This is a genomic window from Microbacterium sp. H1-D42, from assembly GCF_022637555.1.
Taxonomy (GTDB): Bacteria; Actinomycetota; Actinomycetes; order Actinomycetales; family Microbacteriaceae; genus Microbacterium.
The window spans coordinates 1,672,885-1,699,220 of sequence record NZ_CP093342.1 but is presented as its reverse complement, the minus strand read 5'-3'; the positions used below and the strand labels follow the sequence as shown (position 1 = coordinate 1,699,220).

At 68.4% G+C, this 26,336-nt stretch carries 23 protein-coding genes and 1 other RNA gene; 7 read left to right on the top strand and 17 right to left on the bottom strand.

The window, feature by feature from the left end; genetic code table 11:
• The first annotated feature begins 26 nt into the window (after positions 1-26).
• Positions 27-1,763: a 2-oxoglutarate dehydrogenase, E2 component, dihydrolipoamide succinyltransferase gene (sucB, locus tag MNR00_RS08090; RefSeq protein ID WP_241928636.1), complete on the top strand. Its 1,737-nt coding sequence runs from the start codon at positions 27-29 to the stop codon at positions 1,761-1,763.
• A 6-nt stretch (positions 1,764-1,769) separates the two neighbouring features.
• Here sucB and MNR00_RS08085 read toward each other — a convergent pair whose 3' ends face one another.
• The gene (locus MNR00_RS08085) at positions 1,770-3,140 is read right to left on the bottom strand and encodes a hypothetical protein (RefSeq protein ID WP_241928635.1); all 1,371 of its coding nucleotides are present in this window, start codon (positions 3,138-3,140) and stop codon (positions 1,770-1,772) included.
• Positions 3,141-3,265: 125 nt separating this feature from the next.
• On the opposite strand from MNR00_RS08085, the gene MNR00_RS08080 reads away from it, so the two are divergent.
• Positions 3,266-3,976: a DUF4191 domain-containing protein gene (locus tag MNR00_RS08080; RefSeq protein ID WP_241928634.1), complete on the top strand. Its 711-nt coding sequence runs from the start codon at positions 3,266-3,268 to the stop codon at positions 3,974-3,976.
• A gap of 63 nt (positions 3,977-4,039) precedes the next feature.
• Here MNR00_RS08080 and MNR00_RS08075 read toward each other — a convergent pair whose 3' ends face one another.
• Positions 4,040-5,227, bottom strand: coding sequence for a RimK family alpha-L-glutamate ligase (locus MNR00_RS08075; protein WP_241928633.1), 1,188 nt, complete (start codon positions 5,225-5,227; stop codon positions 4,040-4,042).
• A 25-nt stretch (positions 5,228-5,252) separates the two neighbouring features.
• On the opposite strand from MNR00_RS08075, the gene MNR00_RS08070 reads away from it, so the two are divergent.
• On the top strand, positions 5,253-5,729 hold the full coding sequence (locus tag MNR00_RS08070; RefSeq protein ID WP_241928632.1) for a RimK/LysX family protein: 477 nt from the start codon (positions 5,253-5,255) through the stop codon (positions 5,727-5,729).
• 3 nt (positions 5,730-5,732) lie between these two features.
• Here the strand turns inward: MNR00_RS08070 and MNR00_RS08065 are convergent, their stop codons facing one another.
• Positions 5,733-6,149, bottom strand: coding sequence for an RDD family protein (locus MNR00_RS08065; RefSeq protein WP_241928631.1), 417 nt, complete (start codon positions 6,147-6,149; stop codon positions 5,733-5,735).
• 118 nt (positions 6,150-6,267) lie between these two features.
• Between MNR00_RS08065 and glnA the strand changes: the two genes are divergently transcribed.
• Positions 6,268-7,692 (top strand): type I glutamate--ammonia ligase, encoded by a 1,425-nt coding sequence (gene glnA / locus MNR00_RS08060; protein ID WP_241928630.1) that lies wholly within the window; start codon positions 6,268-6,270, stop codon positions 7,690-7,692.
• An 82-nt stretch (positions 7,693-7,774) separates the two neighbouring features.
• Here glnA and MNR00_RS08055 read toward each other — a convergent pair whose 3' ends face one another.
• From MNR00_RS08055 to MNR00_RS08040, 4 genes are read right to left on the bottom strand one after another with little or no spacing between them, the layout of a single operon-like run.
• Positions 7,775-8,710, bottom strand: a complete 936-nt coding sequence (locus tag MNR00_RS08055) for a diacylglycerol kinase family protein (protein WP_241928629.1) — start codon at positions 8,708-8,710, stop codon at positions 7,775-7,777.
• A gap of 25 nt (positions 8,711-8,735) precedes the next feature.
• Complete coding sequence (locus MNR00_RS08050; RefSeq protein WP_241928628.1) at positions 8,736-11,717, bottom strand: bifunctional [glutamine synthetase] adenylyltransferase/[glutamine synthetase]-adenylyl-L-tyrosine phosphorylase; 2,982 nt, start codon at positions 11,715-11,717, stop codon at positions 8,736-8,738.
• A gap of 8 nt (positions 11,718-11,725) precedes the next feature.
• Positions 11,726-13,063, bottom strand: a complete 1,338-nt coding sequence (locus tag MNR00_RS08045; protein WP_241928627.1) for a glutamine synthetase family protein — start codon at positions 13,061-13,063, stop codon at positions 11,726-11,728.
• A gap of 2 nt (positions 13,064-13,065) precedes the next feature.
• Positions 13,066-13,281, bottom strand: a complete 216-nt coding sequence (locus MNR00_RS08040; protein WP_241928626.1) for an SPOR domain-containing protein — start codon at positions 13,279-13,281, stop codon at positions 13,066-13,068.
• A gap of 69 nt (positions 13,282-13,350) precedes the next feature.
• Between MNR00_RS08040 and ppgK the strand changes: the two genes are divergently transcribed.
• Positions 13,351-14,094: a polyphosphate--glucose phosphotransferase gene (ppgK, locus tag MNR00_RS08035; protein WP_241928625.1), complete on the top strand. Its 744-nt coding sequence runs from the start codon at positions 13,351-13,353 to the stop codon at positions 14,092-14,094.
• A 72-nt stretch (positions 14,095-14,166) separates the two neighbouring features.
• On the opposite strand, the gene rnpB is transcribed toward ppgK, so the two are convergent.
• From rnpB to MNR00_RS08015, 4 genes are all read right to left on the bottom strand, one after another.
• An RNA gene (rnpB, locus tag MNR00_RS08030) (RNase P RNA component class A) lies at positions 14,167-14,533 on the bottom strand.
• Between the two features lie 29 nt (positions 14,534-14,562).
• Complete coding sequence (locus tag MNR00_RS08025) at positions 14,563-16,287, bottom strand: bifunctional 3'-5' exonuclease/DNA polymerase (protein WP_241928624.1); 1,725 nt, start codon at positions 16,285-16,287, stop codon at positions 14,563-14,565.
• Positions 16,288-16,360: 73 nt separating this feature from the next.
• Positions 16,361-17,092, bottom strand: coding sequence for a C4-type zinc ribbon domain-containing protein (locus MNR00_RS08020; protein WP_241928623.1), 732 nt, complete (start codon positions 17,090-17,092; stop codon positions 16,361-16,363).
• A gap of 9 nt (positions 17,093-17,101) precedes the next feature.
• Positions 17,102-17,509 carry a YchJ family metal-binding protein gene (locus MNR00_RS08015; RefSeq protein WP_241928622.1) on the bottom strand — a complete coding sequence of 136 codons (408 nt, stop codon included), beginning with the start codon at positions 17,507-17,509 and terminating at the stop codon, positions 17,102-17,104.
• 79 nt (positions 17,510-17,588) lie between these two features.
• On the opposite strand from MNR00_RS08015, the gene MNR00_RS08010 reads away from it, so the two are divergent.
• On the top strand, positions 17,589-18,428 hold the full coding sequence (locus tag MNR00_RS08010; protein WP_241928621.1) for an aldo/keto reductase: 840 nt from the start codon (positions 17,589-17,591) through the stop codon (positions 18,426-18,428).
• Between the two features lie 11 nt (positions 18,429-18,439).
• Here the strand turns inward: MNR00_RS08010 and MNR00_RS08005 are convergent, their stop codons facing one another.
• The 5 genes from MNR00_RS08005 to MNR00_RS07985 all read right to left on the bottom strand — a co-directional run bounded on the left by MNR00_RS08005 (position 18,440) and on the right by MNR00_RS07985 (position 23,090).
• Entirely contained in the window at positions 18,440-19,153 is a 714-nt protein-coding gene (locus MNR00_RS08005; protein ID WP_241928620.1) for a GAP family protein, read from the bottom strand.
• A gap of 17 nt (positions 19,154-19,170) precedes the next feature.
• Complete coding sequence (locus tag MNR00_RS08000) at positions 19,171-20,532, bottom strand: hypothetical protein (RefSeq protein ID WP_241928619.1); 1,362 nt, start codon at positions 20,530-20,532, stop codon at positions 19,171-19,173.
• Between the two features lie 80 nt (positions 20,533-20,612).
• A complete protein-coding gene (locus tag MNR00_RS07995) occupies positions 20,613-20,969 on the bottom strand; it encodes an SHOCT domain-containing protein (RefSeq protein WP_241928618.1) in 357 nt (118 codons plus the stop codon).
• 1 nt (position 20,970) lies between these two features.
• Positions 20,971-21,402, bottom strand: coding sequence for a DUF6325 family protein (locus tag MNR00_RS07990; RefSeq protein ID WP_241928617.1), 432 nt, complete (start codon positions 21,400-21,402; stop codon positions 20,971-20,973).
• Positions 21,403-21,440: 38 nt separating this feature from the next.
• The gene (locus tag MNR00_RS07985; protein ID WP_241928616.1) at positions 21,441-23,090 is read right to left on the bottom strand and encodes a SulP family inorganic anion transporter; all 1,650 of its coding nucleotides are present in this window, start codon (positions 23,088-23,090) and stop codon (positions 21,441-21,443) included.
• A 163-nt stretch (positions 23,091-23,253) separates the two neighbouring features.
• On the opposite strand from MNR00_RS07985, the gene MNR00_RS07980 reads away from it, so the two are divergent.
• Positions 23,254-23,742 carry a DUF6325 family protein gene (locus MNR00_RS07980; protein WP_241928615.1) on the top strand — a complete coding sequence of 163 codons (489 nt, stop codon included), beginning with the start codon at positions 23,254-23,256 and terminating at the stop codon, positions 23,740-23,742.
• Positions 23,743-23,775: 33 nt separating this feature from the next.
• Here the strand turns inward: MNR00_RS07980 and MNR00_RS07975 are convergent, their stop codons facing one another.
• The gene (locus MNR00_RS07975; RefSeq protein WP_241928614.1) at positions 23,776-26,229 is read right to left on the bottom strand and encodes a LuxR C-terminal-related transcriptional regulator; all 2,454 of its coding nucleotides are present in this window, start codon (positions 26,227-26,229) and stop codon (positions 23,776-23,778) included.
• Positions 26,230-26,336: the final 107 nt, after the last annotated feature.

Sequence of the window (26,336 nt, the reverse complement as noted above, 5' to 3'; positions counted from 1 at the left end):
AAAGATTTTCTGAAGGAGACTCCGTCATGAGCACACCCGTGGTCCTTCCCGCACTCGGGGAGAGCGTCACCGAGGGTACCGTCACCCGATGGCTGAAGCAGGTGGGCGACACCGTACAGGCGGATGAGGGCCTGCTCGAGATCTCGACCGACAAGGTCGACACCGAGATCCCCTCGCCGATCAGCGGCGTGATCGAGGAGATCCTCGTCGCCGAGGACGACACCGTCGAGGTCGGCGCGATTCTCGCGCGCATCGGCGATGGCAGCGGCGCCGGTTCCGCCGCCGCACCCGCAGCGGCAGCCCCTGCGGCTGAAGCAGCGCCCGCGGCTGAAGCCCCGGCTCCCGCCGCTGAAGCTCCGGCTGCTCCTGCCGCCGAGGCAGCAGCGCCGGCGGCATCGTCGGATGCTGTGGACGTCGTCCTGCCGGAACTCGGCGAGAGCGTCACCGAGGGCACCGTCACCCGCTGGCTGAAGCAGATCGGCGATGACGTCGCCGTCGACGAGGCTCTGCTGGAGATCTCGACCGACAAGGTCGACACCGAGATCCCCTCTCCCGTCGCCGGCACGCTGCAGGAGATCCTCGCCTCTGAGGATGAGACCGTCGCCGTCGGCGCGGTGCTCGCCCGCATCGGGTCCGGTGCCGCTCCCGCTGCAGCCCCCGCCGCTCCGGCCGCTCCCGCTGCAGCCCCCGCCGCACCCGCACCGGCTGCTGCACCCGCGCCCGCCGCGCCCGCTCCGGCTGCCGCGCCCGCACCTGCTGCAGCTCCGGCCGCACCCGCCGCACCTGCTCCGGCCGCACCCGCCGCACCTGCTCCGGCACCCGCCGCTGCTCCGGCCGCACCCGCCGCTGCCGACTCCGACTCGCTGTACGTGACGCCGCTCGTGCGCCGCCTTGCCAGCCAGCAGGGCGTCGACCTGGCGACCGTCACCGGCACCGGCGTCGGCGGACGCATCCGCAAGGAGGATGTGCTCAAGGCCGCCGAGGCGAAGGCACAGGCTCCGGCCGCTGCTCCCGCGCAGGCTGCTGCCGCACCGCTCGAGGTCTCGCCGCTGCGCGGCACCACCCAGGCGATGTCGCGCCTGCGCAAGGTCGTCTCGGAGCGCGCTGTCGCCTCGATGCAGCAGACCGCGCAGCTGACGACCTTCGTCGAGGTCGATGTGACCGCGCTGGCCGCGTACCGCAACGCGAAGAAGAACGAGTTCCAGCAGAAGACGGGCGACAAGCTCTCGTTCCTGCCGTTCTTCACCCTGGCTGCGGCTGAGGCGCTGCAGGCGTTCCCGATCATCAATGCGACCGTTGACGGCGACCAGATCGTCTACCCGGCGTCCGAGAACATCTCGATCGCCGTGGACACCGAGCGCGGTCTGCTCACCCCCGTGGTGCGCGATGCGGCGACGAAGAACCTGGCACAGCTGGCGCACGAGATCGCTGACCTCGCGGCCCGCACTCGTGACAACAAGCTGAAGCCCGACGAGCTGGCCGGCGGCACGTTCACCGTCACCAACACCGGCTCGCGCGGCGCGCTGTTCGACACCCCGCTGGTGTTCCTGCCGCAGTCCGCGATCCTCGGCACCGGCGTCGTCTTCAAGCGCCCCGGCGTCGTGACGGTCGACGGCGTTGACGCGATCGCCGTGCGCTCGTACGTGTACCTGGCGATCTCGTACGATCACCGGATCGTCGACGGCGCAGACGCTGCGCGCTTCCTCGGCGCGGTCAAGAACCGCCTGGAGAACACGAGCTTCGACGCGAACCTCGGGATCTGAGTCCACTCAGCCCGCACCGGATGGCTGGTCGGCGACGTCATACACGTCGCGGACCAGCCATCCGTCTTTCTGCCGCACGATCACGAGCATCTGCTCGCCCAGCTCGCCTGCCGCGCCGAGCCGCACGACCGCGATGTCGCCGTAGTCCTCGATCGGGGTGACCGCACGCGAGCCATCCGCCCCCGACAGCCGATCCAGAACGCTCTTCGCGGCACCTTCCACCACCGCGCCCTCACAGCGCGCGTCGCCTGACTCCGCGCATGCCGCGATTCGCCGCAGCAGCGCTGTGGCCTGCTGCTCGACCGGCGCGTCGGCGTTCGGCTGGGCTCCCCGGGAACGCGGTGCGTCTCCAGCATCGGATGCCGGAGCAGAGGTGGCAGGCGTCGACGTGGCGGATGCTGATGATTCCGGCTTCGTCGGAGTCGGCGCCGACGGCTGCTCCGACGGCTGCTCGGTCCGCCGCGCGGCGGCAGTCGCCGACGTGTCTTCGCCGCCGGTGGGCCAGAGCAGCCCGCCGAGCAGGACCACACCGGCGACGGCGGCGCCGATCAGCAGCATCCGCCCGCGGCCGCGCTCGGAAGCTGTCCCCTCCGGGGATCGCGGGACGCGCCGCGGCCACCGCTCCCGCAGCCAGTCACGCAGCCGGTCCCAGTGCGCGCGCGCCGCCAGCAGCAGGCTGCGCAGCCTGCTGTCCCGACTGGCCTCCTGCGGCAAGTGCGCCTGGTGCAGGGGGATCGCGCTCACGCGCTCGGGCGGGTAGATCTCGCGATCCAGTGCGCGCGGGGCCGCCAGCTCGGTCAGCTCCGCCTCCCACCGGCTGATCTCGCGCACGACCACCCGTCGATCATGGACTCCCCGCAGGATCTCCCCCAGCGTGCGCTCCATCGCACGATCCGCACACGCCTCCCGCACGCCTTGGATGATCACCGCCGCGGCCGCAGCGCAGTCGCTGCCCTCACCAGGCGCGAACAGCGGACGCCCGTCGTCCGCGAGCCACCAGCGTCCGGCCACGGTGGCCACTCCGTGCTCTGCGGTCTCGGCGATGCCGCGCAGCAGACTGCCGACGAGGGTGACCATCTCGCCGGCCGCGAGCGGGCGCTCCGCGGCTGCACGCCGGCCGAGGAACGCATCGACGGTGTCGGCGCACCACGGCAGCAGGGCGTCCTGCCCTCCGACTCGCCGCACGACGTCGCGGACGCCGGCAACGTGCCCTGCGCCCGCAAATGTCCACAGCGCGTCCGACACCCGGTCGGCATCCACCCGCACCCTCAGCTGTGCACCGTCCGTGACGAGCTCGCCAGCGAACGCGGAATCCTGCGCATCGAGCCACCGCACGGATCGGTGAGCATCAGGGATCAGGCCTGCAGCGTCGTCCATGGCATCCATGAGACCCCACTTGGCCTCTCCCTCCCCCGCCCGATCCCACGAACTGTGCAGAACTCCCACCCATCTGCGAGCTGTGCAGGACAACAGGAGGGCGATCACTCGGTAGGCTGGTGCTCATGGCAAAGCGTGCTCCCGAACCCGAGAAGCGTCAGGGCTTCTTCTCCCAGATGCGTTCACTGTTCCGATTCACTCGGGACATCTACGGCTGGCTTCCCTGGGCGCAGATCGCGATCCTCATCGGCGGCGTGCTCATCGGCCTCATCCTCGGCTACCTCATCGGCGGCGGCGCGGTGCTCTCGCTCGTGCTGTGGGGCATCACCGGTCTGATGCTCGGCATCCTCGGTGCGATGTTCCTGATGACGCGTCTGTCGACCAGCGCGATGTACCAGAAGATCGACGGAATGCCAGGGGCAACCGGCCACGTGCTCAGCACCAGCCTCGGTCGCCGGTGGCAGGCATCCGACACCCCCGTCGGCATCAACCCCAAGACGCAGGAAGCGGTCTACCGCGCGATCGGCCGCGGCGGCATCGTCATCGTCGGCGAGGGCACCCGCGGGCGCCTCACGCGTCTGGTCAACGACGAGCGGCAGAAGTCGCAGCGCGTAGCCAACGGCGTGCCGGTGACTGTCCTCTACGTCGGCCACGGCCCCGAGGACGTCGCGATCGCCGATCTGGCGAAGACGATCAAGAAGATCCCGAAGACGATCGACAAGGCCACCATGGCCGCCGTGATCCGTCGCATCGAATCCGTGTCGCAGTCGCTGTCCTCGCTGCCGATCCCGAAGGGCATCGACCCCACGAAGGTCCGGTCGCAGCGTCCGCGCTGAGTCCACAGCATCCGACATCGAGAACGGCCCCGTGCATGTCGCACGGGGCCGCTCTTGTGTCCGTCATTCCCCCAACGGCTCCTTCGGCAGCCGGCGCACACGCGGTCGGCGGCGCTTCTTCTCGGGGATCATCGAGCGCATCTCCTCGAGCTTGCCGAAGCACAGCAGTCGGTCCTCCGCCTCGAGCACGACGTGCTTGCGCGGGTTCGGGATGACGCTGACGCCGCGGTGCAGGGTCAGCACGGTGATGTCGCGGTCCCACAGGCCGAGGTCGCCCAACTCTTTGCCGACCTGCTCCGCACCGGAGTGGATCAGCAGCTCTGCTACGCCGTAGCCGGTCGAGACGCTCAGCCGCTGGCGGATGTCGATGTCGGGGAACGCGACCTGGTTCGCGATGTAGTCGATGATCGCACCGGCGACGTCGAGGTTGGTGGCCGACTCGATGCCCTGCAGCCCCGGCGACGAATTGACCTCCATCACCAGCGGGCCGTCGTCGCTCTCGAGCATGTCGACACCGGCGACGCGAAGCCCCATGATCTGGGCGGAGCGCACGGCCGTCTGCTCGTAGATCGGGTCGAGGGACACCGGCTCGACGCGGCCGCCGCGGTGCACGTTCGAGCGGAACTCGTCGCCGTCCGCGACCCGTCGCATGGCCGCGACGACACGGTCGCCGACCACGAGAGCGCGGATGTCGCGGCCTCGGCTCTCTGCGATGAACTTCTGGATCAGCACGTTCTGCTTGGTGGAGTGCAGCGTCTCGATGATCGCCTCGGCCACCTTCACCTGCGGGGCGAGGATCACGCCGATCCCCTGCGTCCCCTCCAGCAGCTTGATGACGACCGGGGCTCCGCCGACGCGCTCGATGGCGGGACGCACGTCGGCGCGATTGCGCACGAACGCCGTGGGCGGCATGGCGATGTTGTGCCTTGAGAGGATCTGGTTCGCCCGCAGCTTGTCGCGCGCGCTCGAGATGCCGTTGGCCGTGTTCGGCGTGTAGACGTCCATCTGCTCGAACTGGCGCACCACGGCTGTGCCGAAGTAGGTGATCGAGTTGCCGATGCGGGGCAGGATCGCGTCGTAGTCGCTGAGCTGCTTGCCGCGGAAGAACAGGTCGGGGGCATCGGCCGTCAGATCGATCGCGAAGCGCAGCGTGTTGAGCACTTTGACGTTGTGTCCACGCTGTTGGGCGGCGGCCCGAAGGCGCTGCGTGGAGTATGACTGCGGGGCTCGCGAGAGGACGGCGATCTTCACGGATGTTTCCTGCCAGGATGTAGAGGTGAAACGGTCCTCTCATTCAAACACGACGACGGGCTGGCGCGAGTGGGTCGGCCTGCCTGATCTGGGCGTCGAGTGGATCAAGGCCAAGATCGACACAGGCGCGCGCACGTCGTCGCTGCACGCCTTCGACGTGGTCGAGTTCGACCGCGATGGCGAGGACTGGGTGCGGTTCAGTGTGCATCCGTGGCAGGAGAGCGCAGCGGATGCCGTCGTGCACGAAGCCCCGGTGCATGACCGGCGTGCCGTGCGCAGCTCATCTGGGCACGCCGAGAACCGTGTCGTCGTCGTCCTGCGACTGAGGCTGGTGGGCGCGGATGTCGACGCCGAGGTCACTTTGACCAATCGCGATGAGATGGGTTTTCGGATGCTGATCGGGCGCGAGGCGCTCAGGCGCGGGTACATCGTGGACCCGGCCCGCTCCTACCTCGGCGGACGCGCGCCACGCGAGACACGCCAGCGCAACCGCGGGCTCTGAAGCTCAGGCTCGGATGAGCACCGTGCCGGCGAGCTTGTCGTGCAGGCCGCGCTGGTCGGCATCGAAGATCACGGCGGGGATGACGAACACCAGCAGCAGCGTGCGCACGATCGGGCGCCACAGCCCCACCCAGCCGCCTCCGAGACGCACGACGCGCATGCCGAGGATGCGATGTCCAGGGCTGCCGCCGGCCGTGGGGATGAACAGGATCTGCAGCACGGCGAACACCATCATCGGGGCGAACTGCGTGAGCCCCGCCTCGCTCGGGAGGGCGAACTGGTCGTACCCGAAGAACCCGACGGCGATGATCGTGGCTGCCAGGTAGTCGATTGCCAGAGCACCGATCCGGCGTCCGAGACGGGCAATGCTGCGGGGCCCGGTTTCGGGCAGTCCAAGGCGTTCGCCGGGGTATTCGTTCACCCTCCCAGCCTACCGAGAGCTCGTAACATGCTCGAAACACGGCAGACACCCCCGAGAAACGCCGTCCGCATAACCTGCGTAAGGTTGCAAGGGACCGATACCCGACGAGGAGTCGCACATGTTCACAGAACCCGCAGAGGTCATCCGCTATATCGAGGAGAACGACGTCAAGTTCCTCGACATCCGCTTCACCGACCTCCCGGGAGTGCAGCAGCACTTCAACATTCCGGCCTCCACGGTCGATGAGGACTTCTTCCGCGACGGACAGCTCTTCGACGGCTCCTCGATCCGCGGCTTCGCCAGCATCCACGAGTCGGACATGCAGTTGATCCCCGACGTGACGACGGCCTACGTGGACCCGTTCCGCGAGGCGAGCACCCTCGTCATGGTGTTCGACATCTACAACCCGCGCACGGGTGAGATCTACGCCAAGGACCCGCGTCAGGTCGCGAAGAAGGCCGAGCAGTACCTCACCTCCACCGGCATCGCCGACACCGCGTTCTTCGCCCCAGAGGCCGAGTTCTACATCTTCGACGACGTGCGCTACTCGGTCACCTCGGGCGAGAGCTTCTACAAGGTCGACTCCGAAGAGGCCGCGTGGAACTCCGGCCGCGAGGAAGAGGGCGGCAACCTCGGCAACAAGACCCCGTTCAAGGGCGGATACTTCCCCGTCGCACCGGTCGACAAGACCGCGGACCTGCGCGACGACATGACGCTGCGTCTGATCGACGCCGGCTTCCAGCTGGAGCGCTCGCACCACGAGGTCGGCACCGCCGGTCAGCAGGAGATCAACTACCGCTTCGACACCATGGTGCACTCGGCGGACGACATCCTGAAGTTCAAGTACATCGTCAAGAACACCGCCGAGGAGTGGGGCAAGACGGTCACGTTCATGCCGAAGCCGCTGTTCGGCGACAACGGCTCTGGAATGCACACGCACCAGTCGCTGTGGCTCGACGGCAAGCCGCTGTTCTTCGACGAGAACGGCTACGGGCAGCTCAGCGACATCGCGCGCTGGTACATCGGCGGCCTGCTCAAGCACGCGCACGCCGTGCTGGCCTTCACCAACCCGACCCTGAACAGCTACCACCGCCTGGTGAAGCACTTCGAGGCTCCGGTGAACCTGGCGTACTCCGCCGGCAACCGCTCCGCCGCGATCCGCATCCCGCTGACCGGTTCGAACCCCAAGGCCAAGCGCATCGAGTTCCGCGTGCCTGACGCCTCCGGCAACCCGTACCTCGCGTTCGCTGCGCAGCTGATGGCCGGCCTTGACGGCATCCGCAACCGCATCGAGCCGATGGAGCCGATCGACAAGGACCTGTACGAGCTGCCCCCCGAGGAGGCCGCGAACATCCCGCAGGTGCCGAACTCGCTGCTGGACTCGCTCGAGGCTCTTCGGGGCGACCACGACTTCCTGCTCGAGGGCGGCGTGTTCACCAAGGAGCTCATCGACACCTGGATCGACTACAAGTACAACAACGAGATCCTGCCGATGGCGCAGCGCCCGCACCCCTACGAGTTCGAGCTGTACTACGGGGTCTGACCCTCGCCCGCTGAGAAACCACTTCCCGTACGAGAATCCACGTCTGCGCGTGTTTCTCGTGCAGGAAGTGGTTTCTCGCGTTTCAGCAGAGCACGCGCAGCGCGGCGGGCTGCACGCGCACGTGCAGGCTCGAGACCTCGCCGGCCTCTTCGCCGTCGATCTCGAACGCGACGGCCTCGGGCAGTGAGACCTCGATGCTCTCGCCGGTGAGGTGCTGCGCGGCGTCCGTGCTGACCGTGTCGTCGGAACCGCCGAGCAGACGACGGATGCCGTTGTCCCAGACGATCGTGCGCAGGGTCTGCGCCCATTGCGCGACGTTGTCAGCGCTGACCAGCAGCAGGTCAAGGCGCCCATCGTCGGGGACCGCATCAGGCAGCAGCGTCACCCCGCCCTGGATGGCGCCGCAGTTGCCGACCAGCAGCGTGTGTCCGCTCAGGGTCTGCTCGTCGCCCCCATCGAGCGAGATCGTGAACTCGACCGTCTCGGCGGCTGAGACGGCCCGCCCAATGGCCTCGACGTACGCGAGCCAGCCGGCTTTGTCCTTCAGCTCGTCATCGGTCTCGGCGAGCATGTGTGCGTCGAGACCGAAGCCCACCATCACCAGGAATCCGGTCTCGGTGGACTCCTCATCAGCCTTCGTCCACCCCATGTCGATGCGGCGCTCACCTCCGGCCGCGATCATCTCCAGCGCCTTCGGGATGCTGCCCAAGGGGATGCCGAGATTGCGGGCGAGCAGGTTTCCCGTGCCCTGCGGCACGATCCCCAGCGCGGGCGCGTGCTCCCCCGCCCTCGCGATCACCTCGGCTACGGTCCGCACCGTGCCGTCCCCTCCGACCGCGATGACGATCTCACATCCGGCATCCACGGCCTCGGCAGCCATCGCGTGCCCCGGATCGTCGGCACTGGTCTCCCAGTAGCGCACCTCGACATCTTCTGCGAAGGCGGCATCCACTGCCTCGCGCAGCGCCTCCTCCGCGGTCTTGGTCGGATTCCAGATGATCCCCATTCGCCGTGCCATGCTGTCCCCCTCTATCCGACGGCGCTCAGCCGTAGAAGTGCTTCTCGAACACTCTCCGCGCCCTGCGGGTGACCCGCAGGTACTCCTCGTCGAGCACGGTGGCGGAGCGGTCAGGATATCCCAGGATCCGGCCGACGCCGTCGAGTTCGCGGACTTCGCCTGGGAGCACATCCCTGGTCTGCCCGGTGAGCAGCGTCATCGCGGAGCGGAGTCGACTGGCGAGCACCCACGCTTCGCGCAGACGCTCTGCATCAGCGGCAGGGAAGAGCTCCGCGAGCACCGCCGCGTCCAGTGCCTGCAGCGTCGAGGTGGTGCGCAGGTCGGGCACCCGGTGCCCGTGCTGCAGCTGCAGCAGCTGCACCATCCACTCCACATCGCTCAGAGTTCCGGGGCCGAGTTTCAGGTGCCGGCGCGGATCTGCCCCCTGCGGCAGCCGCTCGCCCTCGACGCGCGCCTTGATCCGCTTGATCTCCCGAAGGTCCTGCACAGAGACCTCGTCCGGGTATCGGATGCTGTCGGCGAGCTCCGTGAACCTGGCGATGAGCTTCGCGCTGCCGGCGACGCCTCGGGCCCGCAGCAGCGCCTGAGCCTCCCACGACAGCGACCAGCGCCGGTAGTACTGCTCATACGCGTCGAAGGTGCGCACGATGGGCCCGTTGCGGCCCTCCGGGCGCAGATCGGCGTCCAGGTCGAGTGGCAGACGGTGGTCGGTGAGATGCTCGCGCAGCCCCGCCACGATCTTCGATGCGTATTGCTGTGCGCGCTGCGGGTCGACGCCGTTCGCCTCGTAGATGAACAGCACGTCGGCATCCGATCCGAAGCCGAGCTCCGCCCCGCCGAACCGGCCCATCCCGATGATCGAGAAGTCCATCGCGTCGTCCTCAGGCGGCACGACCTCTCGCCGTACGGCCCGCAGCGCCGCCTGGATCGTCGCCTCGGTGATCTCAGTGAGCGCCCTGGCGACCTCGTCGATGCTGATCTGGTCGAGCACGGCCCCCATCGCCGTGCGCAGCAGCTCCCGTCTGCGCAGCGCACGCACCGATTTCAGCGCCCCCTGCGTGGTCGCGTGTCTGGTCTGGATCGCCCGCGCCTCGTCATCCAGCGCCGTCCAGCCCCGCGGCCGCAGAGAAGCTCCGCTGTCGAGCCAGGCCACGGACTCCGGTATCCACTCCATCAGCTCGCCGACGTACCGTGAAGATGACAGCACGCGCGTCAGACGCTCTGCGGCGCCGGCCGAGTCCCGCAGCATCCGCAGGAACCAGTGCGTGTCGCCGAGCCGTTCGCTGATCCGGCGGAACGCGACGAGCCCGTAGTCCGGGTCGGTGCCATCGGCGAACCAGCGCAGCATGACGGGCATCAGGTGCTTCTGAATCGCGGCCTTGCGGCTGATGCCGGCGGTGAGTGCGGCGATGTGGCGCAGCGCACCGGCCGGGTCGCGGAATCCGATGGCCGCAAGGCGCGACCCCGCCTGCTCCGGCGACAGCATCCGCTCCTCCGCCGGCAGCGAAGCGACGGCGGCGAGCAGCGGACGGTAGAACAGCCGCACGTGCTGCTCGCGCACGTCGCGTCGCACGTCGTCCCAGACCCGCTGAAGTCCGGACGCACTGTCTGCCAGCCCGGTCGCGCGAGCCAGCCGTCTCATGCCGACGTCGTCGCTCGGCAGCAGATGCGTGCGGGTCAGCTCACGCAGCTGCAGCCGGTGCTCGAGCAGTCGCAGCACGCGGTACTCCTCGCCGAAGGCCGCAGCTTCAGCGCGCCCGATGTACCCGCCCTCGACCAGTGCGTCCAGTGACTCGAGCGTGCCGCGGGTGCGCAGGGTCTGGTCGCTCAGTCCGTGCACCAGCTGCAGCAGCTGGACGGTGAACTCGATGTCGCGCAGCCCGCCAGGACCGAGCTTCAGCTGATACGGAACCTCTTCGGGCGGGATGTGCTCTGTGACGCGCTCGCGCATGCCCTGCACGCTCTCGACGAAGTCCGCCCGCTCGGCGCTGGACCACACCTTCGGCTGCACGGCGGAGATGTACTCCGCGCCGAGCTCCGCGTCGCCCGCGATCGCCCGTGCCTTCAAGAGTGCCTGGAACTCCCAGCTCTTCGCCCAGCGGTCGTAGTAGGCCAGATGAGAGCCCAGCGAACGCACCAGCGCTCCCTGCTTGCCCTCGGGGCGCAGGGCGGCATCCACCTCCCACAGTGGCGGCTCGATGCCGAACGCCGACAGTGCGCGCATGGTCTCCTGCGCCAGTCGTGTGGCGATGTCGACCGCGCGCGCCTCCGTCACGATCTGCTCGTCGGCGGTCCCGCCGACGAAGATGACGTCGACGTCGCTGAGATAGTTCAGCTCGCGCGCACCGGCTTTGCCCATCGCGATGATCGCCAGGCGGGTCGCGGCAATCTCAGCCGCTGTGCCGGCATGCCCGGCATCCATCACTGTCGTGCGCGCGACGGCGATGGCCGCTTCCAGCGCGGCCCCGGCGGCGTCGGCGAGGGATGCTGACACATCGGCGATCACGTGCAGCGGATCATCGGATGCCAGATCCGCAGCGGCGATCTCGGCGAGGCACTGACGGTACTCGACTCGGAGCCGGGTGGTCGGATCGCTCGCGCGCGCGAAGCGGTCACCGTCCGCGCCGACCGCCGCCAGCATCCGCGTCTCGAGCTCGGCAGCGGTCGGAAGGTCGGTGCGCAGCAGCGTCTCCGGGTCGAGCCGGCCCGGATGCCGCTCGAAGAATCCCGCGAGACCGGTCGAGACGCCGAACAATCGCCACGCGGCGGTCCTGGCGTCAGCGTCCGACAGCACCCGTCGCGCACGATCCGCATCGCGGCGGGCGACCCGCAGCAGGCCGTGCACCGCCGCATCCGGATCCGCCGCCGACATGCCCTCGGCCAGCTCCGCGCGCTCCATGCCGGTGAGCTCGGCCAGTTCGCTGAGGTCGGCCGACGCCGCCGTCAGCTCGACGAAGCCCAGCCTCGCGAGCGCCGACAGCGAGACGGACGCATCAGGTCGCGCCATGGACTCTCCTAGAGCAGCCCGAGGTTGCTCTTGAGCTCGAACGGCGTGACCTGACCGCGGTACGCCTCCCACTCCTTGCGCTTGTTGAGCAGCACGTAGTTGAACACCTGCTCGCCAAGGGTCTCGGCGACCAGCTCGGAGTCCTGCATGTACTCCAGCGCATGATCGAGGCTGGCCGGCAGCGGCGCGTACCCGAGTGCGCGGCGCTCGGAGTCGCTGAGCGACCAGACGTTGTCCTCCGCCTCCGGCGGCAGCTCGTACTCCTCTTCGATGCCCTTGAGACCGGCGGCCAGCATCAGCGCGTAGGCGAGGTACGGGTTCGCCGCAGAATCCAGGCCGCGGTACTCGACGCGGGTCGACTGCGCCTTGTTGGGCTTGTACATCGGCACACGCACGAGGGCGGAGCGGTTGGCGTGACCCCAGGTGACGAAGCTGGGTGCTTCGTCACCGCCCCACAGGCGCTTGTACGAGTTGACGAACTGGTTCGTCACTGCTGCGATCTCGTTCGCGTGGCGCAGCAGTCCCGCGATGAAGCGGCGACCGGTGAGCGAGAGCTGGTACTCGGCCCCCGGCTCGTAGAACGCATTCGCGTCACCCTCGAACAGCGAGAGGTGCGTGTGCATGCCGCTGCCGGGGTGGTCGTTCAGCGGCTTCGGCATGAACGTCGCGTAGACGCCCTGCTCGATCGCCACCTCCTTGACCACGGTGCGGAACGTCATGATGTTGTCAGCGGTCGTCAGCGCGTCCGCGTAGCGCAGATCGATCTCGTTCTGTCCTGGCCCGCCCTCGTGATGGCTGTACTCCACCGAGATGCCGAGGTCTTCCAGCATCCGCACCGCGCTGCGACGGAAGTCGTGCGCCGTCCCGCCGGGGACGTTGTCGAAGTAGCCCGCGTTGTCGACCGGAACGGGGCCGTTCGGTCCCAGCTCGGAGGACTTCAACAGGTAGAACTCGATCTCGGGATGCGTGTAGAAGGTGAATCCGGCATCCGCCGCCTTCGCCAGCGATCGGCGCAGCACGTTGCGCGGGTCCGACACCGCCGGTCGCCCGTCCGGTGTGGTGAGGTCGCAGAACATGCGCGCCGTCGGGTCGACATCGCCCCGCCACGGCAGGGTCTGGAACGTCGCCGGATCGGGCTGCGCGAGCAGGTCGGATTCGAACGTGCGGGTCAGGCCCTCGATGGCCGAGCCGTCGAAGCCGATGCCCTCGGCGAACGCCCCCTCGACCTCGGCGGGCGCGATGGCGACGGATTTCAGCGTGCCGATGACATCGGTGAACCACAGCCGCACGAACTTGACGCCGCGCTCCTCGATGGTGCGCAGGACGAAGTCACGCTGCTTGTCCACGCTCACTCTCCGGCTGCGGGACCGGAGGCGTCCCAGCCCGACTCGGCGGCTTCTTCCTCGGCCCACGCGTTGGAGCGCTCGCGCATGATCTCGGGGGCGCGCGACGCCTCAGCCGCGGTGTCGAAGGGCCCGACGCGATCGACAGATGCCGACTGCATGCCGAACTCGACATCGCCCGTCCTGAGGTTGTACCAGTACTTCTCATCGCCGTCGGTCATGCCAGCTCCTTCGTCGGGAATCCTGTCACGATCCTAATCGCAGACCAGTGGATCGCTAGGCTATTGGACATGGCACAGGCAATCGGCGTAGACATCGGCGGCACCGGAATCAAGGCGGGCATCGTCAACCTGCAGACCGGCACATTGGATTCCGACCGCGTGCGGGTTCCCACCCCGCAGGGTGCGCACCCCGGCGATGTCGTCGAGACCGTCCGCGAGGTGCTCGACACGCTCGGTGTGACCGACTCCAAGCTGCCGCTCGGCGTCGCCTTCCCCGCGATCGTCAAGTACGGAAAGACGCTCTCGGCCGCGAACATCTCGAAGGACTGGGTCGACTTCGAAGCCGAGAAGTTCTTCGAGAACGGCCTCGGCCGTGACATCACGTTCGTCAACGACGCAGACGCCGCCGGCGTCGCCGAGGCGCACCACGGCGCGGCGCGGGATGCCCGTGGCCTGACGATCATGACGACGCTCGGCACCGGCATCGGCTCGGCATTCCTGTACAACGGCGTGCTGATCCCGAACACCGAGCTCGGACACCTCAACCGCGAGGGCGAGTCGATCGAGAAGTGGACGGCGTACTCCGCCATGGAGCGCGAGAGCCTGTCCTGGGAGGACTGGTCGGCGCGTCTGCAGGAGTTCTACCGCCACGTCGAGTTCCTGTTCAGCCCCGACCTGTTCGTCGTGGGCGGCGGCGTCTCGAAGCACCCCGAGAAGTTCCTGCCGCTGCTGGACCTGCGCACACCGATCGTGGCAGCGGTGCACCGCAACGCGTCCGGCATCATCGGAGCGGCCTCGCTCGCCGCAGGCTGAGCACCCAACCAGATCCTTACGACAGAGGCCCGATCACCGTGATGGTGATCGGGCCTCTGTCATATGCAGGGGCGAGTGGGCCGGCCTGTACGCCGGGTTCTGTTCAGGAGTACTTCGCTCCCTTGACGGCCATCTCTCTCGACGACACGTTGCCGTGTCGTTCCAGCAACCTACCCGAGGACTCGGCGAGCCGCGTCGACGCCCTCTGTCTGGTCTTGCTCCGGGCGAGGTTTACCTGGCGGGACATGTCACCATGTCCCCCGGTGGTCTCTTACACCACCCTTTCACCCTTACCGCCTCCCCGAGGGGCGACGGCGGTCTTCTCTCTGTGGCACTTTCTCGCGGATCGCTCCGGGTGGGTGTTACCCACCGCCCTGCCCTGTGGAGCCCGGACGTTCCTCGGTGCGCTCTCGCGCCACGCGGCCGTCCGGCCGACCCACTCGCCCCATGATTCTACGCGTGCTCGCGCTAGGCGTGCTTGCCGGCGTCCTGGCTCACGTTGACAACCAGCGGCACGTCGATCGGGAATCCAGGGAACAGACGCGCCGTGGCGGCAGCAGCCGCCGCCCGCACCGCGTCTGCGACCGCTTCGGCCTGATCGGCCGGACAGTGCACGATCACCTCGTCATGCAGGAAGAGCGCGAGGTGCGCCTGATCGGCGAACACCGGCCCAGAGGCGGTGGCCGGTTCGGATGCCGGCGGCAGGGCCATCAGCCGATGTCTGATCTCGGCGAGCCAGAGCAGCGCCCATTCCGCGGCCGTCCCCTGCACGACGAAGTTGCGTGTGAAGCGACCTCGATCACGTGCACGGCTGCGTGCGCGCGATTCATCAGCACCGCCGGCATCCGGTCCACTCGCCCTCGACTGCGTCTGCGTCCATGCATCGTCGGGGCGCGGTGAGCTGCGTCCGAGCAGCGTGCTGACGACACCGCCCTGCTCGCCGGTGCGCGCTGCCGCGTCGACAAGGTTCATCGCCTTGGGGAACACGGTGCGCAGCCGCGGCACGAGCCGGCCGCTCTCCCCCGTCGTGGCGCCGTACATGGCGCCGAGCACGGCGTACTTCGCCTCTTCGCGCGATCCGACCGCACCGGACCGCACGACGCCTTCGTACAGGTCCCGCCCGCGCGCAGCGTCCGCCATCGCGGAATCATGCGACATCGCGGCGAGCACGCGCGGCTCGAGCTGCGCGACGTCCGCGTCGACGAGCGTCCAGCCCGGATCCGCGCGCACGGCGCGGCGCAGCTGCCGCGGGATCTGCAGCGCTCCCCCGCCGGATGACGCCCAGCGCCCGGTGACCACGCCGCCAGTCAGGTAGATCGGCCGGAACCGGTCATCGCGCACCCAGTCGTCCAGCCACGTCCAGCCGTTCGCCGTGAATAATCGCGCGAGCCGCTTGTACTCCAGCAGCGGCTCGACGACCGGATGATCGATCTCGGAGAGCTCCCACTTCGACGTGGACTCCACGAACACGCCGGCCCTGTGCAGCGCACGCAGCAGTCGAGGCGGACTGTCGGGACTCACTGTGTCGTCCTCGAGCGCGTCGCCGATGCGCACCGCCAGCTGCGCCATGCGCGCGGGCCGCCCTCCTCGCAGCGGGCGGGGCCCGAGCTGCTCGACCAGGATGGCCTGATGCGCGGCGGTGCTCCACGGCAGCCCTGCGGCCGTCATCTCCTCGGCGATCAGGGCGCCGGTGGACTCCGCTGCGCACAGCAGCGCGAGCCTGCCGTCGGGGGCGCGCTCCAGCGCTGCCAGCTGCTCTCGCCACTGGCCGAGGACGTCGTCGAAGTCATCGCCGTGCGCTGCTGTGTTGCCCATGTCGAACAGCCCAGGCTCGGCGGAGCCCTCCAGCGGGTCGGCGCGGGTCCACCGCTCCGATGCCGGCAGGGGCGGCACGAGCGCCGCCGAGTCACGGAGGATCGCATGACAGAGCACGAGGTCGTGTGCTCGGCGCAGTCGGATGCCCGCGGCCAGCAGCGGCGGCGAGAAGGTGCGCAGAGTGCGCACGGTCCAGCGTGGTGTGTGGGCGCCCTCGACGGCGCGCACATGCTCGATCAGATCGGCGTCGGCGACCCGAACCGGCTCCGCGGTCGCGGCGGTGTCGGTGTCACCAGCAGCGACGAGTGCGATCAGCCAGGCGTCGCCTTCTGGAGCCCTGCCGACGATCGCGTGCGGCGGCGCCGCGGATCTGCTCACACCGTCCGGTCTACCACCAGCATCCGACGCTGCGATTCTCACGCCCGGGCTGCGGGCGAGTCGACTCTCGTCGTCACAGCCCTGACTCGTCGGTGCGCACCAGGATCGCGCCGCACTCCGGGCACGAGAGCACATCGTCCGGCGCAGCACGGCGCACATCGTTCATGTCGGTTCCGGCGAGCACCATCTGGCATCCCTCGCAGATGCCGCGACGCAGCAGTCCGACGCCGATGCCTCGACTCGCGCGCCGCTCGTACTCCGCCAGCAGATCGGCTGCGACGGATGCTGCCAGCGCAGCGCGATCGCGTGCGAGGTGCTCGCCCTCGGTGGTGGCGGCGGCGATGTCGGCCTTCGCGGCGGCAGTGAGCCCCGCTCCTTCGGCCTGGGTCTGGTCAATGAGAGCCTGCTGCGCGTCGACCGCGGTCTGCGCCTCTTCGACGCCACCCATCACGTCGAGTTCACTGTCTTCGAGCATGCTGATGCGGCGTCCGAGACTCTCGATCTCGTTCTCGAGGGCCTGTGCCTGCTTGGGGTCTGTCGCCACGGCCAGGCGCTCGGCGTCCTTATCGCGACGCTGCGCGGCGAGGGCGACATCGGACTCGAGACGGGAGAGCTCGGCCTTGGCGTCATCGAGTACGCCGGTCAGCGTCGTCAGTTCGCCGAGCTGCCGCTGGCGGAGGGCTGCGAGCTCATTGATGCGCGCCCCCTGCGCCGGCTTCGTGCGCGCCCGCTCCGTCTGAGTGATCCGACGATCCAGATCGGCGATGTCGAGCAGTGTGCGCTGGTTCTCGGGGGTGGCCTTCACACCTCAAACCTATCTGCTGTGAGACGTGCCGTCGACGTAGAACCACGTCTTGTCCTCGCGAACGAACCGACTGCGCTCCCGCATCGATCCGCGCGTGCCGTCCTGGCGGTAGAACGCCTCGAACTCGACGACGCCCTCATCGTCGAACGGGCCGCCGCCCTGTTGGTCGAGGATGTCCAGACGCAACCAGTGCACGCCCTCATCCAGGTCGAGATCGACGGGGCGGGTGGATGGATGCCAGCTGCGCAGCAGATGGTCGGCGTCGCCGATGGCGAAGGCCGTGAAGCGGGAGCGCATCAGCCGCACCGCAGTGGGCGCTCTTCCCGTGGCGATCACCGGCCCACAGCACGAGCCGAACACCTCGCCGCTGGTGCAGGGGCAGCGCGCGGTGTCGGCGGGCGGAACGGATGTCGTCATGTGACCATCGTGGCATCCCGTTCTGCCCGACTGTGCGGTCGCGCCATAGGCTGGTTTGACGGCGACCGGAGGAGCAGCCATGACAGAGACCCCCTATCTCACCGCGCACAACGGCTTCCGCCTGCCCGCGATCGGCCTCGGCACGTACCGATTGAACGGTGAGGAGGGGGCGGCCGCGGTAGCCGCAGGCATCGAACTCGGCTACCGGCTCGTTGACACCGCGTTCAACTACGAGAACGAGGGCGCGGTCGGTGCGGGGATCGTCGCATCCGGTGTGGATCGCAGTGAGATCATCGTGACCACCAAGCTCCCTGGGCGCCATCACGCGAGCGCCAAAGCGCGCACCAGCATCGAAGAGAGCCGCTACCGGCTCGGCGTGGATGCCACGGGCCTGCACCTGATCCACTGGCCGAACCCGAGCGTCGGTCTCTACGCCGAGGCATGGCGGGCGCTCATCGAGGCGCAGGAACGCGGGACCGTGCGCCAGATCGGCGTATCGAACTTCCTGCCGGCGCACCTCGACCGCATCGAAGCCGAATCAGGCGTCCGCCCCGTCGTCAATCAGATCGAGGTGCACCCCTACTTCCCACAGGCCGAGGCCATCGCAGTACACGCCGAGCGCGGCATCCTCACCGAGGCGTGGAGTCCTCTCGGCCGAGCCAGAGCGGTGCTCGATGAGCCAGTGATCATCGAGATCGCGGCCGCCCACGGCATCACCCCCGTGCAGGCCGTGATCGCCTGGCACGTGGCGCGCGGCACCGTGTCGATCCCCAAGGCCTCGTCAGTCGCGCATCAGCGGGCGAACCTCATTGCGGCGTCGATCGTGCTCGATCCAGCCGAGGTCGAGGCGATCACGGCTCTGGGCCGACCTGACGGTCGGCTCTTCGACGGGGATCCTGCGACGCACGAGGAGTCCTGAGCGGCGGGGATTCAGAACCAGATCTGCAAGGCCTTGATGAGCTGCAGGATTCCCACCAGCATCAGGATGCCCGCACTCAGCGATCCATTGTGCTTCAGCATCCACGCCCTCAGCCCGCGCAGCATCGGATCGGCGCGCTTGCCGCGCACCAGCACGATCAGCACGGGAATGGCCACAGGGGCCGCTGCCGCGACGACGAAGCCGACGCCGAGTGACGTGCGCTCCCAGGTCAACGCTGTCGCATGCGCGATCTCGAGCGCGGCGGCGACGACGAGCGAGATGTTCATCGGGTTCATGAAGATGCCCAGCCCGAGAAACAGTGACCGCACCGGCGTGAACTGCGCGACCCCGCGCACCAGACCAGGCAGCTGCGGGGCCGCCGCCGCGAGCTCGGCCGGCGTCCGCGCGGCGGCGACGCGAGCGGCCACGCCGCGCGCCCTGGCGAAGATCCAGACCGCGCCGAGGACGCAGACAGCCCCGATCACCGCATGCGTGATCGGCACCCAAGCGGCCACCTGACGGCCATCGACCGCATCGGCCGCCGCGAAGAGGGCGACGCCGGCCGCGAGCAGCGCAGTCGTCGCGATGACCCATCCGAGCAGATAGGCCGTGCCGTTGCGACGGGCATGGCTGGAGAGCAGGATGCCGACGAGCCCGAGCACAGCCAGCGGGCTCGCCATCACCCCGAGGGCCACCGGCAGCAGCTGCCACACCGCACCGACCATGAGTCACTCCGTCGTTGTCAGGGCGCGTCGGTGCCGGAGACGAGCTCCGATTCCTGCTCGGAGGCGGGCTCGATGCGCTCATCCTGGTCTTCTGGCCCCTGCTCTGCCGGTTCAGGCCGGCGGAGCAGTTCGACGAGGACGACGAAGATGACGAAGCCGAAGGTCACCCACAGCACGGTGCTGAACGCGATCGGACGCGTCATCAGCAGCACGATCAGCGCCACCACGATCCCGGCGATGAGGATCGCCCCGTGATACCGCTCGACGACCGCGCCGAATCTCCCCGTCGAGAGCCCATGCCGTTCTGCGGATCCTCGGGCCGCGTCGAAGCCGCTGCGGAACAGCCCTCGGGTGGCGACGGCAGACCGTCGGGACCCGGCGAACCAGGCCCAGATCGCGACGATCACGCCCAAGAAGGCCAGCGCCATGATGGTCGAGCGCATAAGCACCGTCAAGCCGTCGAAGAGCGCCTCGGCCGCTCCGACCGACATCGTCTCGGGACTCACCGCCCTGATGAAGAAGCCCCGTCCGATGCTCACACCGGCCGCGGCCAGCAGGAAGACGACCGCGAACCCTGTGCCGCTCCAGAACAGCGCCCGCGTGCGGTTCTTGGCCAGCAGCACCCCCGCCACCAGCAGCCCGAGAACGACCCAGGGCAGCCAATAGCCGCCGGTCACCGCCACCGAGTACACGGTGCGGATCAGGGCGAGAGCGTCTGCCTGAGCGATCGGGACCGTCTTCTCGATCGCAGGGATCATGTCGGCGATCCCGATACCGCGCTCCGTCAGCGTCTGCTTGACCTGCTTCACGATCAGACCGAGATCGACCGACAGCACGCCGTCGTCCGCCAACTGCAGCGCCGTACCGGGCTGATCCTGGATGATCGCCGTGGCACGCTCATGCGTGAAGCGCAGGGACTGCGTCCAGATCTCGGCGAACTGATCGGATGCCACGAGGTCATGCACGACGCCGTCGATGAGCGAGGCCGCACCGCGCGCTGCGGGCGCTTCGAGCAGCCCGAGCGCCGATTCGGCTCGTGGCGGCAGGTCCAGGCTGCGGAGTCCGTCGAAGAGCTCGCCGACCACGGCGTCCAGGTCGACCTGTTCATCGATCGCGGCATTGACCTGATCCGCGATGAAGTCCTGCACGTCGGGGTCGGATGCCAGTGGAGCGAACGTCGCGACGAATCGATCGGTGTCGACGAGCTGCAGCCGCGCCCACGTGCCCAGTGTCGCCACCGGCGCGAGCAGGATCGCGAGCACGAGCGCGATCGCCGCCACGACGCTCGTCGCAGCGGGCCTGCGGCGCGGCTTGCGCAGCGTCTGATTCTCCTGCTCGAGCTCTGCAACTCTGGCCTTCAGATCGTCCAACTCGCCCATGTGCTCTTCCCTCTGGTCAAACAGCTCAGTACGGCGAGGTCAGCCGCGGCAGCACCGCGGCTGACCTCGTGTGCATTTCGTCAGCCCAGCAGCTTCGCCTTCGCGGCAGCGAACTCCGCGTCGGAGAGCACCCCCGCGTCGTGCAGACTGCTCAGCTGCTGCAGCTTCGCGATCATGTCATCACCGGAGGACGGTGCAACAGGCGCGGCCGGCGCGGCTTCGTACTGCGCCGGTGCCGGTGCATACTGCGCTGCCGCCTGTTGCGCAGCGGCATCGATCTGCGCCTGCTGAGCGGCGGCCTCATACTGCTGCTGCTGCGCCTGCTGCTGCTGCCGCCGTGCAGCGCCACCCTGCACGGCGCTGGCGGTGCCGGCCACGACGGCCGTCCTCGCTGCCAGGCCGATCAGCCCGGGGCGACCCATTCTCCTCAGTGGCATCTCACTCACCTTCCTGCTCAAGGATGTCCATCATGGCGTTCACGACGGGAGCAGGCACGCGCTCCGTGCGCAGCACCTCACCACCCGCCGCTGTCATCTTCTGTGCCAGCTCGCGTGCGAATGCCAGTTCGAGCACGACGATCGCAGCCGTCGTCCCTGCCGGGACGTGCTCGGCGAGCATGGCGATGTCCTCCTCACCGGCGAGGCCATCTGCGAGGGGCACCGCATCGCCGAGGAGGCCGTTCTGCTCGAGGTCCACGTCGAGGACTTCGAGCTCGCCTTCAGCGGACCTCGAGACGAGCACGAAGTCCAGCAGACGCACCGTCCCGTTCGCGATCAGATCACCGAGCGCCTGGAAGGTGGCGGGATCCGGACCGTCCCCTTCGAATCCGACGAGATAGAACTCGACGGGCCCGTAGCGAAAATCGATCATGTGGTTTCTCCTTTCATTCTGTTCCGTGTGTGTCGTGTTCAGACGTGATCTGCCCTCAGTCGGTCCAGGGCTGCGCGATTGGTGTCGAACACCTGCTGTCCGTCGAGGATCCCCAGGCGCTCGAGTCGTGGGCGCGCCGGCGCGCGCAGGCGGCTGAACGACAGCGTCACGCCCTCCGTCTTCAACCATGAGGTGAGGCCCTCGAACGACTCGGCCGCGGTGACATCAGCATCCGTCACCGCCTCCATATCGATCACGACGTGCTTGACTGCGCCTGCGCCAGGGGCCCGCACGGCGGTGCGGACGGCGGACGCGAACGCATCACCGTTCGCGAAGAACAGCGGCGCCGCCATTCGCACCACGACGACGCCCGGCGCAGTCATCGCGCCCTGCGGTGCTTCGTCCAGCAGGGAGGCGGTCGGCAGATCGTTCTCGGCGAGAACATCGATCGCAGGGGTCGACGCGCGCTTGGCGATGTTGATGAGCGCCAGGACGAAGGCGACGAGGATGCCGGGGATCGATCCGACGAAAAGGGTGACCAGGAAGCACACCGCGCCGATGACGAACTCGAACCGGTCCATGCGCCACAGGGCGGCGAACTCGCGGAAGCCGAGCAGCGGCAGGATCGCCACCCCGACGATCGCGCCGATGGCAGGCGACGGGATGTCTTCCAGCAGCGCCGTGCCGAACAGCAGGAGCAGCAGTGTGCCCGCCGCGAGCACGAGCGAGGGCAGCTGGGTGCGGGACCCTGCCTGGTCCATGGCTGCGGTGCGGCTCGTCGAAGACCCGACTGCGAAGCTGCCCTGCGCACCGGCCGCGATGTTCGCGACACCGAAGGCCAGGAGGTCGCGGTTCGGCCTGGTCGGGTAGTGGCGCTTCTCACCGTATGAGCGCGAGACCAGCAGGCCCTCCGCCGTCGTCACCATGGTCAGCGCGATCGCGGAGGGGATCAGGAGGAGCCAGGTATGCCAGTCCAGCATCGGCCAGGTGAGCTGCGGGGGTCCTGCCGGCACTTCACCGAGCACGGCGACGCCGCTGTCGCCGAGATCGGCCACGAGCACGAACACGGTGGCCGCCACCATGACGACCAGCGCCCACGGCACCATCCCCAGCAGTCGCTTGCCGAGCAGCAGGGTGGTGATCGAGGCGACCGAGATCGCCAGCGACCACAGGTTGGTCGTGCCCAGTCCGCCGATCAGCCCGCCGAGCTTCTCCACGAATTCTCCGCCGGAGTCGATCTTGACGCCGAGCATCTTCGCGACTTGCGAGACCAGGATGTCCAGCGCGAGGCCGCCGACGAATCCGATGAGGATCGGCTTCGACAGGAAGTTCGCCAGAAAGCCGAGCTTGAACACCGACAGCAGGATGAACAGGACACCGCAGATGATGGCCTGTGCGAGCGCCAGGGTGGCGTAATCCTCGGATCCGGCGGCGGCGAGGCCGCCGATCGACGCGGCCACGAGTGCCGCCGCGGCGGCGTCAGGCGATGCCACCACCTGCCGAGACGACACCACCAGTGCGTACACGACAGTGGGAAGGATCAGTGCGTAGAGTCCTGCCGTGGCCGGCAGCCCGGCGATCTGGGCGTAGCCGATATTGAGCGGGATCGCGATCGCGAGCAGCGTGACACCGGCCAGCAGTTCGCGTACCAGATTCTGTCGTGTGAGCCCGACCAGAGGTCTCTGCACCTCGCCACCTCCTGCCGCCCCTGCGGGACGATGTGTCCTCATGCTTGCACCGTCCTTCTCCTGCGCACGCCCGCGCTCACCCGCGGCGGGTGAGCGCGGGCGTGTGATCGATCGCGGTCGGTGTCATGATCGCCGGGTCGGTACCGAGAGCGGAGGTGGGGGCATGCAACTGGGCGATGCGAGCCTGCTGCTGGTGCATCTGGACCGCGAACGCATCGGCTCCGCGCTGTTGGAGGCTCTACCGGCCGCCGGGGATGTGAATGTGGTGCGGCTGCTGGACGTGATCGTCGTGACGCGGCGCGCGGCGCGGCGGGGTTCCCTCACCGAGATCGACGTCTCCGAGCTCGCACTTGCCGGCATCACGCTCCGCACCCCGGGCCTGATCGGAGTCGAGGATGCCGCCGGACTCACGGCGCACCTCGACATCGGCGCGAGTGCCGCGATCATCCTCGTCGAGCACAGTGCGGCCGCAGGCGCCGCGTCGGCTCTGCCGCTGCTTCACGACCGCATCATCGAAGTACGCCGCGTGCCCGCGTCCGTGGCGAATGCCATCTGGCAATCCGCAGAGGCTGTGCCGGTCACACGTCCACACCGCATCCGACGTCGCTGCACCATGACCTACCCTGCAGTTCATGACACCGCCCGACCATGAGCACAGACAGTCACGACAGTGCAGCGGCACACGTCACACGGTGGTGCGCACTGCCTCACGGCGGGAGGAGACATCGAGCTTGCGGTAGATCGAGCGCTGGTGAGTCTTCACCGTGTTGATCGACACACCGAGCTCGTGGGCGATCTCCGGCAGCGTGCGTGACGTCTGCAGCTGACGGAAAACCTGCTGCTCGCGCTCGGACAGCACCGTGGCCAGCGATCCGGCCGCATCAGATGCGAGACATTCTCCGATGAAGTCCTCGAACTGCGTGCCGTGATGCACGTGCTCGCTGAGCAGTCGTCGCACGGCGATCTCGCGAGGTCCGAACGGCAGTCGGATGCCCTCGGGCACGGCGACGGCGAGTGCCGCCTCACACAGGTCGTGTGCCGCGGTGTGGTCTCCTTGATGCCGCCGAAGCACTGCCGCTGTGATCAGCGTCGGCGACTTCACATAGGACACCTCTGCGAACGCTCGAAGCGACCTCAGCTGCACGAGTGCCTCGCTGTACTCCCCCGCGCGGCGCAGAACGCCCGCCAGCGACACCGCGATGATGGGCAGATCAGCACGATGCAGATGCTTCCTGGCGATCCGCAGCGCTCGCTCCTGATTGCCGATCGCCTCTTCGAGCACGGCGATCGCCGATTCGCGGCACACGCCCCAGGCGATGCCGTGCATGGTCTCTACGGGCATATCCTGCACCCCGATCGCCGCGCGACGACAAGCCGCGAGATCTCCGCCCTCGGCGGCCGCATAGGCGATCATCATCCTTGCCACGGCGTTGGTCGAGGCGTCGGACCCGCTGCCGTTCAGGATCGACGCGAAGGCGCGGGAGGCGCCAAGAGCATCCGCCGACCAGTGGGCGATCAGACCAGCGGCGAGGACGGCACTGCTGCCCGCCTGCTCCGCACTCACAGAGGGGTCGGCCGAACCACCGACCTCTGCGAGCTCGGCAGTCGCTTCACGGAACCGCCCCGCCCACACTCGGCCGAACGCCAGATGACCGACCGCGCGCATCCACTGCTCTTCATCATCAGCGAGCCGCAGCTCGCGCGATGCCGCGGCGAATCTCTCGGCCGGAAGTGCCGGGTTCGTCGGAAACTGGATCTCGGCCCACCCGAGCAGATGGTTCACGGCCGCATGATCGACGAGCACTCCGCCTTCTGCGACGATGATCCGCTCGTGCACCCTGGCGCTGGCGCGCCCCACCTGCTCCTGATCGTCGCAGATCATGAGGCGGGCGATGTCGAGCACCAGGGCGTGCGGCGAGGGGTCGGATCTCAGGACGAGCACCTCTGCACGGTGCAGCAGATCGCGCGCCAGATGGTGCTCGCCGAGCGCGTCAGTGGCGCTCGCACGTATCAGCAGCAGTTCGGGATCCTCCGGAGCACGCCTGAGCAGTTCAGTGACGATGCTGTCCACTTCGACAGCAGAACCGCGCATCAGCAGGCCGAGCCACCGGCGCGCCAGGGTATCGCGCGCGCCGTCCACGTCGCCTGCCCGCAGCGAATGCGCTATCGATGCGATGGGGGCTTCGTCTCGCAGGTGGGCTGCCGCACGCCGGTGAGATTCCGCTGCGCGCACAGGATCCGCGCCCCGGATCACATCGCAGGTCCTGGCGAAGGACGCATGCCATCGGTAGCTCGAACCCTGCTCTGAGCTGAATCGGTCGAGGAACATGCCGAGTCGAACGCACTCGTCGAGCATCCACCCTGCGTCCGGCCGCTGGGTGACGGCGATGGCCAGTTCGGCGTCGAGTTCAGCACACACGCTCGCGTCGAGTACGAACTGCGCCATCTCGTCAGGCAGCGCGCCCAGCACGTGATCACGCACATAGTCTGTGAGGAAGGCGGAGGCGCTGGCCGCTTCTGACACCGGCCGCACGCCGCCGATCATCACCATCTTCACGGCGATCGGCCACCCCTGAGTCTCTTCGAGAATCGCCTTCGGATCGAGCGCGATCGGCTCTGGGGCGTGCAGTGCGGCGACCTCCTCGACGGTGAATCTGAGCAGGTCCGCACCGAGGAATGCGCCGGGATCGGTGAGACGTTCGCGCGATGAGGTGATCTCAAGCAGCGTGGTGCCGATGAGCACGACGCGGAGGTTGTCTGGCATCTGATCGAGCAGCATCCCCAGCAGGCCGTCACGCCAGTGCTCGCCGGCGCGGTGCGCATCATCGACGACGAGGTGCAGCGTCCCGGCCCAGTCGTCCAGCGCATCAATGATCGCAGCGTACGCCCGGCGCGGATCGGACCGTGCCACCGGCAGTGCCAGTGGGCGACCGCCCAGTTCCGCACCGATCACGAGCGCCTCCATGACACCGCGCGCGAGCCGACGCGGATCGGAGTCCAGTGCGTTCAGCGTCAGCCAGGCGAGCTCGACCGGCCCCGCCGCCCACTCGGCCACCGCCGTGGTTTTGCCGTATCCGCTGGGTGCGCTGACGATGCAGTACGCGCGGTCGTCGAGCGCCGCTCGGATCGTGTCGACCACCCGCGGCCGCGGCAGGTCTGCCGGCCGTTCAGAAGGCGAACTGAATCGCGCGATGGGTCCCGATCTCGTCGGACGCAGGGGAGGCGCCATGTCAACAACCTAGCGGG

What these genes read in the sequence shown, in the direction of transcription:
- MNR00_RS08080 (WP_241928634.1), top strand. Translation starts at nt 3,266, where the DNA reads ATGGCAAAGCGTGCTCCCGAACCCGAGAAGCGTCAGGGCTTCTTCTCC.
- MNR00_RS08005 (WP_241928620.1), bottom strand. Translation starts at nt 19,153, where the DNA reads ATGGTCGGTGCGGTGTGGCAGCTGCTGCCGGTGGCCCTCGGGGTGATG.
- MNR00_RS08040 (WP_241928626.1), bottom strand. Translation starts at nt 13,281, where the DNA reads ATGACCGACGGCGATGAGAAGTACTGGTACAACCTCAGGACGGGCGAT.
- MNR00_RS07995 (WP_241928618.1), bottom strand. Translation starts at nt 20,969, where the DNA reads ATGCCACTGAGGAGAATGGGTCGCCCCGGGCTGATCGGCCTGGCAGCG.
- MNR00_RS08050 (WP_241928628.1), bottom strand. Translation starts at nt 11,717, where the DNA reads ATGGCGCGACCTGATGCGTCCGTCTCGCTGTCGGCGCTCGCGAGGCTG.
- ppgK (WP_241928625.1), top strand. Translation starts at nt 13,351, where the DNA reads ATGGCACAGGCAATCGGCGTAGACATCGGCGGCACCGGAATCAAGGCG.
- MNR00_RS08015 (WP_241928622.1), bottom strand. Translation starts at nt 17,509, where the DNA reads ATGACGACATCCGTTCCGCCCGCCGACACCGCGCGCTGCCCCTGCACC.
- MNR00_RS07980 (WP_241928615.1), top strand. Translation starts at nt 23,254, where the DNA reads ATGCAACTGGGCGATGCGAGCCTGCTGCTGGTGCATCTGGACCGCGAA.
- MNR00_RS08085 (WP_241928635.1), bottom strand. Translation starts at nt 3,140, where the DNA reads ATGGACGACGCTGCAGGCCTGATCCCTGATGCTCACCGATCCGTGCGG.
- MNR00_RS08010 (WP_241928621.1), top strand. Translation starts at nt 17,589, where the DNA reads ATGACAGAGACCCCCTATCTCACCGCGCACAACGGCTTCCGCCTGCCC.
- sucB (WP_241928636.1), top strand. Translation starts at nt 27, where the DNA reads ATGAGCACACCCGTGGTCCTTCCCGCACTCGGGGAGAGCGTCACCGAG.
- glnA (WP_241928630.1), top strand. Translation starts at nt 6,268, where the DNA reads ATGTTCACAGAACCCGCAGAGGTCATCCGCTATATCGAGGAGAACGAC.
- MNR00_RS07990 (WP_241928617.1), bottom strand. Translation starts at nt 21,402, where the DNA reads ATGATCGATTTTCGCTACGGGCCCGTCGAGTTCTATCTCGTCGGATTC.
- MNR00_RS08055 (WP_241928629.1), bottom strand. Translation starts at nt 8,710, where the DNA reads ATGGCACGGCGAATGGGGATCATCTGGAATCCGACCAAGACCGCGGAG.
- MNR00_RS08000 (WP_241928619.1), bottom strand. Translation starts at nt 20,532, where the DNA reads ATGGGCGAGTTGGACGATCTGAAGGCCAGAGTTGCAGAGCTCGAGCAG.